The sequence below is a fragment of the Arthrobacter sp. AFG20 genome (genome assembly GCF_002892795.1).
Lineage (GTDB): Bacteria > Actinomycetota > Actinomycetes > Actinomycetales > Micrococcaceae > Arthrobacter.
In genome coordinates this window covers 22,876-39,593 of record NZ_PJMC01000024.1, presented here as the reverse complement: position 1 = coordinate 39,593, position 16,718 = coordinate 22,876, and the positions used below count along the sequence as shown (strand labels likewise).

Here is a 16,718-nt window from a genome sequence, read left to right as displayed (position 1 = left end):
GGTCAAATACGACCCTTTATGCATGCCTGCCCAAACACAGGTGCTACTATCTTTCATAACTCGACTGCGAAAACTAATAACTCGACTGCGAAAACAAAGTAGGTCAAAAGGGGCAGTGCCCCCTTTTTGACGCGGAAATGGGGGTCCGTGGAACTTGCACAGTGGTTCCAGCTGTCCGGTGCCGTGGTTGGTCTCTTGGCTCTCGTGGTCAATGCCTACAAGGCGTTGAATAGAAAATCTGCTGCTTACGAGCAGGCCAGCAACTCTCTCGCCTTGATCAAGGCCCTGGATGACCTCGCCCTCGCCGACGAAGACCTTCGACGGAGTGAAGAGCGTAGGTTTCTCCGGGAGACCTTGCTGGACCGCTCCTACTTCTACAGTCAGCTTTACTCTCGCACCACCGAACCAGTGCTTGGCACCCACTGGCAGACAGCTGTCTTTTTCATTCTCGGTGTCACTACCTTCATTTCCCAGGTCATCACACCGCTCACCGGCTCAATGGATGATGCGCTATCCCGAGGTGCGCTGGTCGCTCTGCCTGCAATGTTCTTTGCCGCCGGCTACTTGGTGGCCTTCCGGGTAAATCGCAACAAGGCAGTTCTCAAGAATCTTCGGGAACCGGCGCGGCTGTTCTACCCGCAGGACGTGACTCTGGAAGATACCCGGCTCGGGAGGATCCACGAGCTTTTCCTCCGGGCCGGTGCGCAGGACAGGTCGGCCGTGGCCACGTCAGCAGCAACTGAAGATGCAGAGATGAGTGCGAAATGACCACCTTGCTTGGATATGCCCGAGTCAGCACCACTGAGCAGTCCGTGGACCTGCAACACGATGCGTTGAACGGAGCAGGATGCTTCCGGATCTGGACAGATTTTGCCTCGGGCGCGACGGCGGAGCGGCCGCAGTGGCAGGACTGCCTGGACCACCTTCAGCCAGGCAACATTCTTGTGGTCAATGACCTTTCCCGGCTCGGCCGCAATACGGCGGACCTCGCCGGTATCGTGAAGACCCTGGCAGACCGCCACGTTGGGCTGCGGTCGTTGACTGAGACCTGGCTCGATACGACCACATCCCAGGGCGTGCTGATGTTCCACTTCTTCTCCGCTATCGCGGAGTACGAGCGGAACCGGCTGCGCGAGCGAACGATGGCCGGGTTAGTAGCGGCCAAGGCCCGCGGCCGGGTGGGAGGCCGGCCTACAAAGATGACTCCCGACAAAGCAGCCACCGCCCATCGAATGCGAAGCGAAAAACGGACCATCCGCGACATCGCGAAGACCATCGATGTCAGTGAAGCTACCGTCGTCCGCGAGCTTGCACGACAGAGGAAGGGCCAGCAGGCACGGCAGGAGTAAGGGTGCGGCTGTTAATCCTCCGACGCCTTCGTTAACGTGGAGGCAAACGGAGGGGGAGCGGCGCACATGGCACCGAGGAAATCGAAAAACCACATTGAAGGTCAGCTGAGCCTGGAGTCCTTGTGGGCCGAACCGGAAGAGGTAACCAATGAACGAGCACGGCAGACACGCCATGGAAACCATGAAGAATCACGATCCGGAGAGCTTCGCGCAGATCGCGGACCCCGAGACACACTTTTCGACTTTGGGCCGGGAAATCCAGGACCGGATCTGGACGTTGAGCGAGGCCCTGATCCCGCCCCGCGGGCAGGAGACGCCGCTGGAGTACGTCGGGCTGGTGAACATGGCCAAGCTGCGGGCACGGGAGATCGTGTACCAGGAGATGATCTACGACGGACTTCCGCAGGAACCGGAGGAAATGGAACCGGTCTCCAGTCAGCAGGACGAGGAGAGCTAGAACCTGCCCCGCAGCCGGAAGAGCCGGCGGCCGCGGCCGCTGTCCGGTTTCGCCCCGCATCCCAGACAGACCTCGCCCCGTCCGGGCAGAAGGCACGCTTCGCCGCGAACCTCGAAGCAATCCGCATCGTCCGGGAACTGGAGGAACACCAGCGGCCTGCCACTGAAACCGAGCAGCGGGCCCTGGCGCAGTGGTCCAGCTGGGGAGCCGTACCCCAGCTGTTCGACAAGGACGACTGGGCTGCCGAACGCGCCCAGCTCCGGGAGGTCCTGACCGAGCGGGAGTATGCAGCTGCTTCCCGGACCACGACCAACGCCTACTACACGGACGCGGCCTTGGTGAAGGAAATCTGGTCAGCCGTGGACAGGCTGGGTTTCACCGGGGGAGAGGTGCTGGAACCCGGGTCCGGGGCCGGCACTTTTATCGGCTTCGCACCCGAATCGGCCCGTATGACCGGTGTCGAGCTCGACCCGCTGACAGCGTCAATTTCGCGCGGGCTCTACCCGCACGCGACCATCCGCAGCGAGTCGTTCGCCGATACCCCGATCAAGTCCAATTCTTTTGACCTCGCCATCGGGAACGTCCCGTTCAGCAAGAACGCGCTGTACGACAAGACGCACAATCCTGACTCCCGCCACTCGATGCACAACCACTTCATCCTCAAGAGTCTCGCGGCGGTGAAACCGGGCGGCTACGTGGCCGTCCTGACGTCGAGCTTCACCATGGATGCGGCGAACCCCACCTCGAGGCGGGAGATGAGCGCGGTGGCCGACCTGGTGGGGGCGGTGCGGCTGCCCACCGGCGCCCACCGCCGCGCCGCCGGCACAGAAGCCCTCACCGACCTGCTGCTGCTGCGCAAGCGCGAACCCGGCCGTGAACCGATGAACACCGAATGGGAACGGGTCACTCCCGCGATCATCGGGGACCGCAACATCAAGATTAACGCCTACTTCGACATGAACCCCCCAGAACGTCCTGGGCACGATCACCGTCGGCAATGGCATGTACGGCGATGAAACCATCAGTGTCAAAGCCGATGACCTTTCCGCCGTACCGCAGCTGCTGGCCGACCGGCTCAACGTCATCGTCACTGACGCCCTGGAGCGCGACCTGGGCCATACCCCTGCAGAACGCACACCAGGGAGAACCGCAGCCGCGCTGCTGCCAGCCGCCGGCCCGGAGTGGGACGGCACCATCAACGCCCTGCCCGATGGGACCTTTACCATCGTCCGTGCCGGAGAGGCAGAAGAACTGGCGGTTCCCAAGGCACACGCAGCAGAGCTGCGGGACCTGCTGGGCCTGCGTGACGGCGCGCGGTCCCTGCTGGAGATGGAAGCCTCCGACAGCGAGGACACCCCCGAACTGGATTCCCTGCGCTCAGAACTGGCCACGCGCTACGCCGCGTTCGTCCAAAGGCACGGGCCCGTAAACCGCTACACCGAATCCGTACGCACGGACAAGGAGACCGGCGAGGACATCGTCATCCGCCGGCTATCTCCGGCGTTCCGGCTCCTGAGCGCTAAGGATCCCTTCGGCTCCCTGCCCGGCGCGCTGGAGAACTTCAACGACGAAACACAGACCGCAACCCCGGCCGCCCTGCTGCAGCACCGCCAGGTCGTGGCCCGCAAACCGATCATGGGTGCGGAGAACGTCGACGAAGCCCTCGCCATCACCTTGGACACCTACGGCTCTCCCGAGCTGGAGCAGATCGCAGACCTGCTGGGTGTGACCGAAGAGGAAGCCCGGGACCAGCTCGGAACGCTTGTCTTCGATGACCCCGAGACCGGCAAGCTGGTCACGGCCCCGGAGTACCTGTCCGGGAACGTCCGAACCAAGCTCGACGCCGCGCGGGCGGCCGCGGCCGAGGACGAACGCTGGAACGTCAACGTCCAGGCCCTGGAAGAAGTCCAGCCGCCAAAGGTCGGCATGGAAGACGTCGAGGCCCGGCTGGGAGCCGTCTGGATCTCGCCCGAGGAACACCAGCGCTTCGTCCAGGACATCCTCGCCGACCCCAACGCCACCGTCACCAGCGTCGGCGGCGGCATCTGGCGCGTGAAAGCCAACCGCGGAACCGTCCGCTCCACCAATGAATGGGGGACAGGCCGGAGGCCCGCCCCCGACCTGCTTCAAAGCATCCTGGAACAAAAGAGCATCCAGGTCGAGGACAAAAACGAGGACGGCAAAATGATTGCCAACCTCGAAGAAACCGAAGCCGCGCAGGAGAAGGCCGAAGCCCTGCAGGAACGCTTCGCCGAGTGGGTCTGGGAAGACCCGGAGCGCGCCAGCCGCCTCATCGAGGAGTACAACCGCCGTTTCAACTCCATCGCGCTGCGCGACTACACCAAAGAAGGCGGCCGGCTCACCCTGCCCGGGCTGGCAAAAACCTTCACACCACACCCTCACCAGCGCACCGCCGTCGCCCGGATCATCTCAGAACCGGCCGTTGGCCTCTTCCATGAAGTCGGTGCCGGCAAGACGGCGGAGATGGTCATGGGGGCCATGGAACTGAAACGCCTGGGCATGGCGAACAAACCGATGATCGTCGTACCAAACCACATGCTGGAGCAATTCACCCGCGAATGGCTGGAACTGTACCCGCAGGCGAGGCTGCTCTCGGCAGGCTCGGATGACATTAAGACCAAGAGCGGTGACCTCACTGCCCGCCGCCAGTTCGTCGCCCGGGCAGCGGCCAACGACTGGGACGGCATCATCATGACCCAGCAGGCCTTCAAGAGCATCGGCGTCAAAGCGGAAACCATCGAGGCCTACCAGGAATCGATCATCGCCGACGTCCGACAGACCATCGTCAACGCCCAAGCGGAGGGTGAGGACCGCACGACCATCAAGAAGCTGGAAACCAAACTTCAGGCCGAAGAAGAACGCATGAAACGGCTCATGGACACCGCCCCCGATCCGGGCCTGACATTTGAAGACACCGGCGTCGACTACCTCTTTGTCGACGAGGCGCACGACTACAAAAACCTTCGAACCGTCACGAACATCAAGGGCGCCGAAATCGCCGGTTCCATGCGGGCCACGGACATGCATCTGAAGCTGGAGTACCTGCGCCGTGTCCACGGTGAGCGGGTCGTCACCATGGCCACTGGAACCCCCATCGCCAACTCCATCACTGAAGCCCACGTCATGCAGCGCTACCTCCGTCCGGACCTTCTCCAGGCCGCCGGAGTGGAGAACTTCGATGTGTGGGGTGCGACCTTCGGTGAAACCGTCACTGCGATCGAGATGGACGCCGGCGGACGCCTGAAGAACAAGCCGCGCTTCGCGAAGTTCAAGAACGTCCCCGAGATGCTGCGCAGCTTCCACGTCTTCGCCGACGTGAAGCTCTCCGAAGACCTGAACCTGAAAACCCCCGACCTGGCCCGCCGCCCCGGCGACGGCGAACGCCAGCCCGAACTGGTGCTCATCCCGCAGCCGCCCGAACTGGCCGACTACATGAAAGGCCTCGCGGACCGGCTGGACTCCCTCTCCGGCTGGGCCGAAAAGGGCGCGGACAACGCCCTGAACGTCTACAACGACGGGCGCAAGGCCGCCCTAGACCTGCGGATGGTCGGTATCGAACCCGAATCCGGAACCAAGATCGACCAGGTCGTCGCCAAGACCCTGAAAGTCTGGGCAGAAAACCGGGACAACGAGTACGAGACCAGCTTCGAGTCCGGCACCCCATCAACCACCAAAGGTGCGCTGCAGATCATCTTCTGCGACCTCGGCACCCCCTCCAAAGACACCGGCCCGGACGGCAAACCCGTCTGGACCGCCTACCAGCAGATCAAAGACCAGCTGGTCGCCGGCGGGATCCAGCCCGAACAGATCCGCTTCATCCAGGAAGCGCCCAAACCGGACCAGAAGGCACAGCTCTTCGCCCAGTGCCGCAGCGGAGAAGTCGCCGTCCTCATCGGCTCCACCGCGATGATGGGCACCGGCACCAACGTGCAGCTGCGCGCCAAAGCCATCCATCACGTCACCTGCCCCTGGCGGCCGGCAGACCTGACCCAGCGCGACGGGCGCATCATCCGCCAAGGCAACGCCAACGCCGAGGTCCACAACTTCCAGTACGCCACCGTCGGAAGCTACGACAGCGCGGCCTGGGACGGAATCCAGCGCAAAGCCACCATGATCCAACAGGTCCTCCGCGGCCGCCTGGACATCCGTGAAATCGAGGACGTTGGGGACCTGGCGCTGAACGCTGCCCAAATCAAGGCAGCAACCAGCGGCAACCCGCTCGTCGTGGAGAAGATCGAAGCTGACGCTGAGCGGACCAAACTCGAACGCCTCAAGCGTGCCCACGAAAAGGGCCACAGCACCCTTGGTTGGACCAGATCCTCAGCTGAGGCCGCCATCACCAGGGCAGAAACGGCCCTGCCCGCGGTACAGGCGGCACTGCCCCGAATCACCTCCACCGCCGGAGAGAACTTCACCTCATCAATCGACGGGCGAACCTACACCAAACGCACAGAAGCGGTCGCCGCCATCTCCGAGTGGGTCCGAACCCATACCCCGGACTACGGCAATTACTACCGGCAGGAACGGGACTACGGAACGCTGGCCAACCTCGGCGGGCACCAGCTGCAGGTCCGCAACGCAGGGGAGCACTCCCGGCTCGGCTCCTATCAGGACCTGGCAATCACCATTAAAGATGTGCCTGCCCCTCCACTGGTCCTGACCCGGACGGAACTGCTGGAAGGAAGCAGCGGAATCATCACCAAGCTCGAAAACAAAGTGGCCGCGCTGCCCGACTATGAAGCGCAGCTCCGCCAAACGATTCAAGAGAAAAAGGCCGTCCTCGCCGACGTGGAAAAACAGGCCGGGAAGCCATTCAAATACGAAGACAAACTCACCCAGGCGCGGGCGAAATGCGCAGAGCTGGACGAACGACTCAAAGCCTCCATCGAACCAGCCCAACCGCAAGAAGCGCCAAACACCAGCGAAATGGACCCAACGGTGGAGAAGCATAGGCGTCTACTTGCCGCCAGCTTCCCCTCCCGGCCCGGCACCAAAGGTCCTTCCGCCGGCGGCCCTGGGCACACCCGAACCACTCAGCCGCTTCGCGACAGGAGCCCGGGCTGGGAGCGGTGACAGAGCACGCGGTCACGTTCCCCATGGTCCACACCCTGCGCTGCCGGCGAACCGTCCCGCCGTGGTGAATCTTCCCTCAGCAGGGACGCCACCCATTCAGCGCTGCTATTCCCGCCAGGTGCCACCATCACCCCGCGGGCCCGGGGGGCTTTTCAGGCACAGGGGGGCTGCGGTCGCGGCGAACCTGCGGGGATGACCACAGTAGCCGGCGGCGGAGCTCACCGTCCGTAGCCGTGGTCCAAAAGGCAGGAAGCGATCTGTTCGACAAAAAAGTGCTAGAAAAAAGCCCTACAATCCGCGGCAAAACCCCTATTCATTCAGTTGAATGATTGCTAGAATTGAGGTAGCAAGTCACCCAGACGAACGAAACTCATTTGATACGAAACCAGGTGCTGAAAATGACTGCTTCACCTACCGCTTACACGGTCTACACCAAGCCCGACTGCGCCAACTGCGAGAAGACGAAGGACTACTTCGACTCCAAGGGCATCACCTACACGACCGTGGACATCACCCAAGTGCCGGCAGCACTGGAGTACGTCACCGCCGAACTCGGCTACTCCCAGGCGCCCGTCGTCGTGAACAACACCGACGACCAGGACCACTGGTCCGGTCTACGCCGCGACAAACTCGTCACAGCCGCCATGAACCACCGCAACTGTCTTACCCGCAGTAACTAATCCGCCAGAACGAAACTAAGAGAAAAGGACGAAACCATGTCAGGCGAAACGACCATCACAGTTATCGGCAACCTCACCAACGACCCCGAACTCCGGTTCACCCCGAGCGGATCTGCGGTCGCGAACTTCACCGTCGCTTCAACGCCCAGGACCTTCGACCGGCAGTCCAACGAGTGGAAGGACGGCGAGACGCTTTTCCTCCGCGCCAGTGTCTGGCGGGAGGCGGCAGAGAACGTAGCGGAGTCCTTGACCAAGGGCATGCGCGTCATCGTCACCGGCCGGCTGAAGTCCCGTTCCTACGAAACCAAGGAGGGCGAGAAGCGCACCGTGATCGAGCTCGAAGTCGACGAGATCGGCCCCTCGCTGCGGTACGCGAACGCCAAGGTCAACCGCACCCAGCGCGGCAACCAGGGCGGGCAGGCTGGCGGCGGCTTCGGCGGCCAGGGTGGCGGCAACCAGGGCGGTTCGTCCCAGCCGCAGGACGACCCGTGGGGCCTGCCGACCGCCAACGCCACGGCAGGTGGCTGGGGCAACGGGCCTGACTCCGAACCTCCTTTCTAAACGCACTGCTCCTGTCGGGGTCAGCCGATACGCTGACCCCGACAGGTTCGCCACTTCACCTTCAAAACACGAGCAAGGACGTACCAATGACGCATGCAGATGACCTCCGCGCCTGGGCTAGAGGCATGTACACCATCGAGGCGGCTACTGAGCTGCTGATCCGGGGCTTTGGTGGGAAGTTTGCTGCCCCCGGTAACCCTTGGGTGCACACGAGCGCCGAGCCGCAAGGACCTAGCCAGGTAAATGCATGGATCGACTTCGCGGGCATCCCGGAAGAGGCAGGCGTGTTCTCCGGTGGCGAGCGGCGTTTCCTGATGTTGGCCGCGTCCCTGGCTGAAGATGTTCCCGTCGCCTTGGGCGACGTCGTGTCGGGTTTGGATCGGGAGAATCTGGACTTGGTCCTGGCTGCTATCGCGCATGCCGGCGGCAGCCACCAGCACTCAGACATCCGCTTTAGCCCAGATGGTTCCATGTCCCGAGGGAAGGGCTACCTGGACAGTCTGCACCCGTGGCCCAGCGCGTTGCGAACCCTCTAATCAGGAGCTTGTTGATGGCGAAACCGAAGCGGTTTCCTGCCTTCACGCCGTACTACACCGAGGACCAGGCCGGGCAGGTCCGGGCAGCGTTCAAGGCGGCAGGTTTGCAGGAAGGCGACGCAAGCGTTTCGGACTTTATTGTCCGGGCGACGATGCGCGAGGTGAAGCGCCTGCAGCGCAAGTACAACGCCGGCAAGGCCTGGCCTCCGGTGGGGGCAGGCGAGCTGCGTCGAGGGCAGAGAACGATGGATGAAATGCACCGAAGCGAGGATAAATAGCCGTGGAGATGTCCCCCGATGAAATGAACCAGACCCAGGGCAACAAGCCCCGCTTCCTGACGATCGAGCAAGCTGCCGAAGAGCTCAACGTGAAGGCCAGCCTCATACGCGGCCTCATCAAGGCCGGGGAGCTTCGCGCACTCCAGCTCGGGGGCCGCGGTTATCTTGCTCCATTTTCTGGATACGCGTGGATCCTGCCCGCCGTTGCGGCGGTTTAGCTCTGGTGGCAGCGACTGTTTTCTGTGAGGTTCGTAAGGTTCGTTGGGGGCGGGTGCCAGATGACTTCCGGCGGCTGTCCGGTACCGACTGCGCGTAAATCCCGCCGGGCCGGCCATAGCGGGGGGAGCATTCGCCGGCCCGGCGGACTGGCCCGGAGAGCGCTTCAACGGCCAGATGCATGGATCGTGTCACCCGAACCTTGCGGAAACCCCGATGAACCCTAGAAACCGATACCGCTCTTCCAGGAATGGCGGATCAAACATGGCGGGTGCGCCACAGCGGCCGGGGGCGGAAGGACGAACCCCCCGCAACGTCCAAGGTTTGCCGGGAAAGCACCACGACGCCGCGGCAGACTGGCAGTAACGCAAGACGAAAGGGGCAGGACTGATGACGATTCTCGAGTTCCCCTCATTGGGCGACCGCCGGCAGTGGCCCGTCCCGCCCCGCGCAATGCCGGGCGGGGCGCATCCAGCTCGGCCGGTCCAGCCCGCCCAGGACGGACTTCAGCGGTTTCAGCTCAGGCAACTGATCAACGAAATGCTCGCTGACCCGGACCTCGATCCGGGCATCTACTTCTCCTTGCTCGAGCACCTGGCGGAAAACCCCGGACATCCCGAACAGGCTCTGCTCGCACACCTCCGCGATGTCCAGGACGCGGCCGACCTGCCACCCTACAAATCCCACTCGAAACCTGCGATGCCGCCAGCCGAACCATAACCTCCGAAGGTTCCCCCAGGCCTTCCTCAGAGCCGGTCACCGGCAAGGCGGGCATGGCGGTAAGGGCCACTGCTCACCCTGCACCGGCGTAAAGTTTAAACTGGCCGGCGGCGGACAGCCGACTGGTGTCCCCCATGCCAGCGGCCCCCAGCTCCGTCGTCGGTCCCGCTCCCGCCATTGGGTCCCTTGTGCCCGACGGAAAGCTGGCCCTATCTTTGGAGACCAGCGGAGGAAGATCTCCGCGCGCTGGCACTGCAGTGCTGCGGTGAGACGTAGAAGTTCCTTGGGGGATCAGATGGCAACAGGCACCGTGAAATGGTTTTAACGCCGAAAAAGGCTTTGGCTTTATCGCCCCGGACGATGGATCCGGAGAGATCTTCGCGCACTACTCCGCATTTGTCGGCAGAGGCTACCGGTCGCTGGAAGACAGCCAAAAAGTTGAGTTCGAAGTGGCCCACGGCCCCAAGGGCCCGCAAGCCGAAAATATCCGCCCACTGTAATTGCGCCGCCAGGGGCACTCGTTCCTTGGTCTGGGACCGTCAGTACCTGACTTCGATGTCGAAGTCGTGTTTGGGGCGGCCGGTCAATCTTGCTGCAGCGTCCTTGACGGCATCTGGGATTTCGTCGACCCCTCGGGCCTGAGCTGCAAGCTCTGGCAGTTCGAAGACCCGCAGGTCGAACCGGCCATCGATGGCCTGCACAATGTGCACGGTGAGCTTCAATGTTCCCCCTTCGGCTTCCATGGTCAGCTTACTGCCCAGTATCTGTCCTGACGGGAGGCACTTACGGGGTGGAGCCTTTCAAGGCCGCGATCGATGCAAAAGGCTGATCGAGAACCATATGGCGGGGAGAGCAGCGCCATACCGGGCGCAGAATCCTGACCTGTCTTGCTGAACAGTGGTTCCTATACCAAACGGGCCTGCAAGCTGGAGGCCGGCAGGGGCGCCCGGCAAGGTGCAGTCCTCCCGGACCGGGTGCCTTGGGGAATCGGCCTCTCAGGCGGACTTCTGGGCGCTGTCGTTGAAAGGGACTGTGCCGATTACCAGCGTCCCCCGCCGGGCGGCCGTTCGGAGGTCGAGACTTGTATCCGTGATGTTTAGGTAGTCTCCACTGATGATAAGGATCCTCCCGGCGGCTGTTGCTGCCGTGATCCATTCAGCGTCATCTGCGTCCTGGGGGTTGAGCTGTTCGCGGTAGAGGACTTCGCCGGCGCTCGAGAAGCGGAGCAGACCCGCCGGCGTCAGGGTGCACGTGCAGTTGGTCGCCGTTGGTTGTGCCTGCTGCAGAATGGCCGAGTAGTCAGCGCTCATGGCCAACTGGAATCCGCGCGAAAGCAGGAGGGAGACCAGGGCGGAGATCATTTCACTGCCGTTTTCCCGGAAGCTCAGGACCTGGTCCAGGGTGTAGGCCAGGACCGGGACCGCCCTGGTGCGGCCGGCAGAAGACTTCTGTGTAAATACCGCCCGGACCGCAATGGGTGACATCTCGTGCGGCTCCCACGGCGTCTGCCGCACCACCACTGCCGGATCACTGCACCATCGGTGGCAGACGAAATCCGTGAAGGTTAGGAATTCCGAGCCGTCAGGTGCGGTGCTCTGCATAATTTCCACGACCAACGACACCGGGCCGCCGGGCGTCAGTTCACTCGGGCACGCCCCGCAGGTCCTGGCGAGGTCAACCGCCGTCCTGACGTATTGGGTGGTGTCGCTGCCCTTGAAGTCCTCCAGGCGCCCATCCCAAGTGATGTTGCCCGTGGTGGCCAATCGATTCATCCTGATCACCTGCTTCCTAAAGCGGCATCACGCCCCCACCGGGCCCGGAACCGTGGCCGGCGTCGGAGGTCAGCGACGACCGGCCACGGTGGCAGGGTAACGGCGGTTCAGCCCCAGCGGCAGAACCTGATAACCCGACTGTGACAGGCAATGCTTAGGGAAAGCCCGGGGACCCTTGCAGTCCGGATACCGCCCACCCCGCAGCCAGGTCCCCACCCGGCTGGCGCGTCTCGAGAGGCTGCTCAGTGAGCCGGCAGCCGCCAGCCTCACAGTTGAGGGAAAAAGCGTTAGCAACGAAGAAGACCGAGGATTAAACCAACATGTCTTTCAACGCAATCGAGGCAAGATAAAAGGGGCCTGTGGAGGGTTGGGCGGCAGGACGTCGAGGATTACATCGCCGAGGCCTACCGGCGCACCGCCGAACGCATCGCAGCCGGCGAGCTCGATGATGATGCGACGGAGGACTAAGGATCAAAGCTCGAAACGAAGAATGGCCGGCACCCAAAGACGGGGTGCCGGCCATTCTTCGTGTGGGTCTTAACCTGCGCCAGGTTCCATTGCTTGGATCACGCGGGCCTGCGGTACTTGGTGGTGATGAGCGCCGCCCTGCAGCTTGTGGTTGTCACCGCCCGTAACCGGGCTGGAAGCCCCCCGAGCGTCTTAGAAGCGCCTCACTGATCGCGGTTCTTTCGCTGCCAAACGTTGCCCCGCCAGGACGGTGTGTGTCGTCCCTGCTGAAGGAAAACCAGCCGGGGGCTGGGGTGGGCCGGCAGCGTACGTCTTGGACCATGGGGGACTTATCCGTTTGGTGACCGAGCGTGGTCGAGGTTGTGCACATTCGCCGGTCCCGGCGGCGACGGCCCGGCTCTGGTGACCTGGCGTTTGTGTGCAACCGGTCGGGTGGGTCCAGTCGTCCACATGGGTGCGGGAAAAGCCCGGAGGATTTAGCTTTTGCCGTGCCCATGTGGACGAGGGGCTACATGTTGGTGGAGGCGGTGGCGTCAACCAGTTCGTTCTCACGGGGAGTCTCGTCAGCGGCTTTTCCCTGGCGCGCCGCCTTGGTGCCGCGGGGACGCCCGCCGGCCTTCTTGTTCGGAGCATCCAGCCCGAAGCCACGCAGGTCGGATTCGGTCCAGTCGGCGCGTAGGGCGGCTTGGTAGTCCTTGGCGTACTTTTGCTCGGCTGCTGCGAGCAGCTGGGCTGCTTCCTGGAGTTCGACGCCGCTTGCTGCGGCGTTCTTCACGGCGTTTACCTTGGCGTCTCGGGCAGCGTCGATTTTGGCGGCCGCTTTAGTGGCGATGTCGTTGATGTCCATGCCCCGACTCTATCGATCGGCCCGCCCTTAGGGCCGGAGGTTTTTCGGCGTGCCGCGCACGCGGTGAGAAAACCAACACGACCGGCTTCGCGGAGCAAGCTATACATTTACACGGGTGTAAATGGGCGTGTCCTGCACGGCTCCTGCGTCGACGTTTGGCACACTGGCTTGTGGGTCCCCGTTCGGGGTCGCTGCGCTGGGCCTTTGGAAGGGGGGGAGTTGGCATGTCGGAGGAGGAGAGCACTCGCCGTCCAAAGCTCTCCCGCCGTCGCCGTGAGAACACTCCCGCCGGCAGTAAGAAGCGCCGTGACGTGTGGGTCACGGTCGAGGAGGAAGCTGCCCTCGTTGCCAGGGCCGAGCGCGAAAAGGTCACGGTGCCGAACCTGCTGGTTTCGGCGGCACTGTCGGAGCATTCTGATTCTCCTACGGAGCGCCGTGCCATCGCGGCGGAACTGATGGCCTTGCACAACCTGTTGGCCCGGTCGTCGAACAACATCAACCAGCTCGCACGGCAGGCCAATGCAACCAGCGAGTTCCCGCTGGAGGCGCGGGAAGCACTCAAGCACATCCGCAAAGTTGCCATGCGGATTGACGACGCCATTGACGGGCTGATGTAGGCCGATGATTCCGAACATCACCCGCGGTTCGCGCATGGCCGGCCTTATGGTCTACCTGGCGTCCACAGACTCCGATAAGACGAAGAACGCGCACTCCGAGCCGCACCTGGTGGCTGGCGACGCGGCGATCATGGCGTGGTACGACGATGGAGTCCTGGACAAGGATGATGCCATTGCCATTGCCAAGCACCTTGACCGCCCACGCAAGGTCTTCGGTGTCTCGGTGCAGATCAAGGACATGCAATGGGATGCGGCCAAGAAGGAACGCGTTCACGTCGGTTACAAGGACGCGAGCGTGTGGCACTGCTCGCTGAGCCTGCGCGCTGAGGAAGGCGCGCTGACGGACCAGCAGTGGGGTGATATCGCCAACGACTTCGTGGATTCCATGGGGTTCACCGAGACCAGCGGAAAGGCCCGCTGCCGCTGGGCCGCGATCAACCACGGAACCTCGGAGAACGGGAACCACCACATCCACATCGCCGTGTCCCTGGTCCGCGAAGACGGCACTAAAGCATCCACCCACGGCGACTACAAAAGGGCCCAACAGACCTGCCGTGAGCTGGAGGTTAAGTACGGGCTGGAACAGCTCTCCACGGTGCACGCCACCCGAGGTTACGACCGAGGTGAGAAGGCCACAGCCGTCCGTGACGAGCGCGAGATGCACCGCGTCTCCCTGGCGCGAAAAGTCAGGGCCTGCGCCACATCCTCTGCCACCGAAGGAGAGTTCGTCCGGCGGGCCCGTCAGACCGGAATGCTGGTGCGCCCCCGCTACGCCAAGAACACCACCGACGTTATCGTCGGATACTCCGTTGCCGAACGTCCCAAGCAAGGGGAACGGCCCATCTGGTTCGGCGGCGGCACCCTGGCCACGGACCTGAGACTGGGTGCCCTTCGGCAGGAATGGATGGACTCACCCCAGCTCGCTACTGAAGCCGCTGCCGAGTGGAATGCAGCGGCCCGTAACAAGCGAACCGTTTCAAGGACAGGACCGGAGAACGCCACACCGCCGGCCCAGGCATGGGTGGAATACACACGGAACGCGACCGCACTGGCCGACCAGCTTCGCAACATCCCGCGGGACGACCACGCCACCTGGGCCAAGGCAGCCAGGGAAGTTTCCGGCGCATTCGCCGCATGGTCCTATCGGCTCGAACCTACCCCCGGTCCACTGGCCGCAACAGCAGCGGAGCTGTCCCGGACGGCGCAGCTGCGCAACCCCCGGCAGTACAGCAAGCCGGTCGCACTTCCGTCCATTGCCGGTACCGCCATGTTGTTCATGGCAGCGTCCAGCAAGAACAAGACGGCAGCGCAAACGGCGCTCATGGTTCAGCTCATCAACACCGCGTTCGCCCTGTACGAGATGCATGCCCAGTCCGGCCGTGCCCGAGAAGCCCAGCGCATCCGGGCAGTAGTCGGGAACCAGCTTGCCCCGTTCACTGCCACGATGCCCAAGGCTGCTGCTCCCGTAGGAGCAGAACGGCAGTCTGCAGAAGCGGCTGCGGTGCCGCCTCGTGCAGTTGATATTGCACGCCGCGGCATGGCTCCAATTCGTCCCGGTTCGGTGGTCCCCACGACACCCACACCGGCGACACCAGCCAAGACCTATCAGCCCAACCGGGGCACCGGGCCTGGACTCGACCGATAAGAATCACACCACTAGTGCAAGGGGAACACCATGAGTGAATCAGACGGCATCGACGACTTTCTCGACAACGGAATGCGGCAATCTCTGATGGTCGCCTCGCGCATCGCCGAGACGCTGGTACGACGCCGGCAGGAAGCTCAGCGGCAGCAGGAACACCTGGACACCCAGGCTGCACGGGAAGCCCAGGCGCGCCTTGTGGCTGAACGCAGCTCAGCCCGTGCCGTCCTCACAGCTGTCCAGAAAGACGAGTGGTGGGACAAAGCACAGCCGGCCGACATCGCGACGGCACACGGCGTCGCTGAAGGCTGGAAAGACCACGATCCCACCGCCCTTGAAGCCTCTACAAAAATCCGTGAAGAAGTGCTTGCCCGGTACGGCATCGACACACATGACGTCGGCACGGACACCGCTTACCTTGAATCAGGAATCGCGACCATCGCGACCGAAAACGCCCGTCGGGACGATCTGGCACGCAGCCAAGAAGAAGCACGGAAAGCCGCCGCCGAACACGAGAAAGCCATGCAGCTGATCGCAGCTGCACAGGCAGAGGAACTTCGCGCCCAAGCGACGAAGCTGGCACCTGAAATGGAGCGCCACCAGGTTCCCGTGGAGTACCTGGCAAACCCCGAACTGGCCCACGCCCTGCAACGTGCCCACAACGCGAAAACGCCCAAGGCGGCTGAGGCTGCAGACGCCGACATCAAGGAGCGACTGTTCCTCATCGGCAAGGACGGCATCAACGGCCCCGACATCGAGCAGCTGCGCAAAGAAACCACCGCGAACATCAACGGTGCCGGCGAATCCCACTTCAACGATCCTCAGTTCGTGAAAGCAGCCAAGGAGTTGCACGAAGCCAAGCTCCTGGCTGAGGGCGGCTTCACCGGCTCGCAAGTTACGTCATTGGAGCAACGGTATGAACGAGCCGAAAAGGAACTGTTCGCCCGACTCGAAGGCGTCGGCCGCGAAATCGAAAACCGCGTCACAGGCAACGACAGCAGCCAACTGAAAGACCAGGCACTCAAAGCAGAAACCGCATCAGCTGGCAGCTACGGGTCAGCCGAACACCATGCAAAATTCGCGGAGTCCCTGGAGGCTACCGGCGCCAACGAAGCACAGATCCGCGGCCGACTCACCGCGGCCCGCAGCGAGGGTACACACCCCAGCACAGCCGTCACCAAGGGCAAGGCAGCAGCAAAGGCCAGAAAGTCCCGCACAGGGGCAGCAGTGGGCGCTGAACGAGGCAAGGGCGGCCTCTCCCGCTAAACGATAGGACCGGACGACGAGAGGGCACCCAGAATCTCTGGGTGCCCTCTCCCGTACGCGACCTAGAGCATCAAACCCGGGACGATTCAGTGCTCCGATATCTTTTTTCAAGAGCCCCTGTGCCGGTACGGCATATTGGACGCCCCACACCCTATTTCGGCATTGGAGAGAGACAAGGCATGGATCTGACTCGCGCAACATCCCTACTCGAGATC

17 protein-coding genes and 1 pseudogene are annotated in these 16,718 nt (G+C 63.0%); 14 read left to right on the top strand and 4 right to left on the bottom strand.

Translation table 11 applies throughout. The features are described 5' to 3' along the window. Positions 1-147 precede the first annotated feature (147 nt). The 10 genes from CXZ05_RS20735 (at position 148) to CXZ05_RS20690 (ending at position 9,173) form a co-directional block, all read left to right on the top strand. Positions 148-768, top strand: coding sequence for a hypothetical protein (locus tag CXZ05_RS20735; protein WP_102974347.1), 621 nt, complete (start codon positions 148-150; stop codon positions 766-768). Beyond that, positions 765-1,349, top strand: coding sequence for a recombinase family protein (locus CXZ05_RS20730; protein ID WP_102974346.1), 585 nt, complete (start codon positions 765-767; stop codon positions 1,347-1,349). The genes CXZ05_RS20735 and CXZ05_RS20730 overlap by 4 nt, the downstream gene beginning before the upstream one ends. A gap of 148 nt (positions 1,350-1,497) precedes the next feature. Then, positions 1,498-1,806, top strand: coding sequence for a hypothetical protein (locus CXZ05_RS20725; protein WP_102974345.1), 309 nt, complete (start codon positions 1,498-1,500; stop codon positions 1,804-1,806). A 359-nt stretch (positions 1,807-2,165) separates the two neighbouring features. Beyond that, the gene (locus CXZ05_RS20720; protein ID WP_146033131.1) at positions 2,166-2,822 is read left to right on the top strand and encodes a hypothetical protein; all 657 of its coding nucleotides are present in this window, start codon (positions 2,166-2,168) and stop codon (positions 2,820-2,822) included. Beyond that, a complete protein-coding gene (locus tag CXZ05_RS20715; protein ID WP_102974343.1) occupies positions 2,809-6,900 on the top strand; it encodes a DEAD/DEAH box helicase family protein in 4,092 nt (1,363 codons plus the stop codon). Before CXZ05_RS20720 ends, CXZ05_RS20715 begins: the two co-directional genes overlap by 14 nt. A gap of 398 nt (positions 6,901-7,298) precedes the next feature. Next, the gene (locus CXZ05_RS20710) at positions 7,299-7,580 is read left to right on the top strand and encodes a glutaredoxin family protein (protein WP_102974361.1); all 282 of its coding nucleotides are present in this window, start codon (positions 7,299-7,301) and stop codon (positions 7,578-7,580) included. Positions 7,581-7,616: 36 nt separating this feature from the next. Beyond that, positions 7,617-8,141: a single-stranded DNA-binding protein gene (locus tag CXZ05_RS20705; protein WP_102974342.1), complete on the top strand. Its 525-nt coding sequence runs from the start codon at positions 7,617-7,619 to the stop codon at positions 8,139-8,141. A gap of 86 nt (positions 8,142-8,227) precedes the next feature. Next, positions 8,228-8,677 (top strand): ABC transporter ATP-binding protein, encoded by a 450-nt coding sequence (locus CXZ05_RS20700; RefSeq protein ID WP_102974341.1) that lies wholly within the window; start codon positions 8,228-8,230, stop codon positions 8,675-8,677. Between the two features lie 14 nt (positions 8,678-8,691). Beyond that, positions 8,692-8,955, top strand: coding sequence for a hypothetical protein (locus CXZ05_RS20695; protein WP_102974340.1), 264 nt, complete (start codon positions 8,692-8,694; stop codon positions 8,953-8,955). Positions 8,956-8,963: 8 nt separating this feature from the next. Next, positions 8,964-9,173 (top strand): helix-turn-helix domain-containing protein, encoded by a 210-nt coding sequence (locus CXZ05_RS20690; protein ID WP_258006672.1) that lies wholly within the window; start codon positions 8,964-8,966, stop codon positions 9,171-9,173. Between the two features lie 409 nt (positions 9,174-9,582). Here the strand turns inward: CXZ05_RS20690 and CXZ05_RS20685 are convergent, their stop codons facing one another. Next, positions 9,583-9,858 (bottom strand): hypothetical protein, encoded by a 276-nt coding sequence (locus CXZ05_RS20685; protein WP_102974339.1) that lies wholly within the window; start codon positions 9,856-9,858, stop codon positions 9,583-9,585. Positions 9,859-10,186: 328 nt separating this feature from the next. Here CXZ05_RS20685 and CXZ05_RS20680 point away from each other — a divergent pair. Next, a pseudogene (locus CXZ05_RS20680) lies at positions 10,187-10,391 on the top strand (cold-shock protein). 39 nt (positions 10,392-10,430) lie between these two features. Here the strand turns inward: CXZ05_RS20680 and CXZ05_RS20675 are convergent. From CXZ05_RS20675 to CXZ05_RS20660, 3 genes are all read right to left on the bottom strand, one after another. Continuing rightward, positions 10,431-10,634 carry a hypothetical protein gene (locus CXZ05_RS20675; RefSeq protein ID WP_146033130.1) on the bottom strand — a complete coding sequence of 68 codons (204 nt, stop codon included), beginning with the start codon at positions 10,632-10,634 and terminating at the stop codon, positions 10,431-10,433. 252 nt (positions 10,635-10,886) lie between these two features. Beyond that, a complete protein-coding gene (locus CXZ05_RS20670; RefSeq protein WP_146033129.1) occupies positions 10,887-11,663 on the bottom strand; it encodes a hypothetical protein in 777 nt (258 codons plus the stop codon). Positions 11,664-12,639: 976 nt separating this feature from the next. Then, the gene (locus CXZ05_RS20660; RefSeq protein ID WP_102974336.1) at positions 12,640-12,978 is read right to left on the bottom strand and encodes a hypothetical protein; all 339 of its coding nucleotides are present in this window, start codon (positions 12,976-12,978) and stop codon (positions 12,640-12,642) included. A 224-nt stretch (positions 12,979-13,202) separates the two neighbouring features. Between CXZ05_RS20660 and mobC the strand changes: the two genes are divergently transcribed. Genes mobC through CXZ05_RS20645 form a run of 3 tightly spaced genes read left to right on the top strand, consistent with a single transcriptional unit; the run spans position 13,203 to position 16,503 of the window. After that, positions 13,203-13,595, top strand: coding sequence for a plasmid mobilization relaxosome protein MobC (gene mobC, locus CXZ05_RS20655; protein ID WP_180987479.1), 393 nt, complete (start codon positions 13,203-13,205; stop codon positions 13,593-13,595). Positions 13,596-13,599: 4 nt separating this feature from the next. Next, positions 13,600-15,240, top strand: a complete 1,641-nt coding sequence (locus CXZ05_RS20650) for a relaxase/mobilization nuclease domain-containing protein (RefSeq protein ID WP_102974334.1) — start codon at positions 13,600-13,602, stop codon at positions 15,238-15,240. Between the two features lie 30 nt (positions 15,241-15,270). Continuing rightward, positions 15,271-16,503, top strand: a complete 1,233-nt coding sequence (locus tag CXZ05_RS20645; RefSeq protein ID WP_102974333.1) for a hypothetical protein — start codon at positions 15,271-15,273, stop codon at positions 16,501-16,503. The last annotated feature ends 215 nt before the right edge of the window (positions 16,504-16,718 follow it).